Below are 292 nucleotides of genomic sequence, written 5' to 3'. Positions count from 1 at the left end.
CAGATATGGACTGCCGGGAAAGGGACAGCAACTGCCGGCATCGGAGCCGCCCAGCCAGAAGGCAAAGCGCATGCCGTCGCCGAAGGCGGCGTCGATCTTGCCGGACTTGAGGTCGCCATAGAGCGCTTCCGGCGCGTCGAAGGGCACGACCTGAACGGTGCCGAAATACTCGCGCAGCATTTTCTCATGCGCCGAGCCGGCGATGACGCCGACCCGCTTGCTGCGCAACTTGTCGAGGATCGGCTCCGCGAAGGCTTTCGCCTTCGGCATGATGAAGCGCGCCGGGAACTGC

General features: G+C 64.7%; 1 protein-coding gene. It reads right to left on the bottom strand.

Going from position 1 to position 292, the window contains the following annotated elements; all coding sequences use genetic code 11:
- A partial coding sequence (locus tag EN824_RS34595) for a transporter substrate-binding domain-containing protein (protein WP_135933237.1) occupies positions 1-292 on the bottom strand: 292 nt, incomplete at both ends.

This window comes from Mesorhizobium sp. M8A.F.Ca.ET.181.01.1.1 (assembly GCF_004792025.1).
Lineage (GTDB): Bacteria > Pseudomonadota > Alphaproteobacteria > Rhizobiales > Rhizobiaceae > Mesorhizobium.
This window is presented reverse-complemented; position numbering and strand designations above follow the sequence as displayed.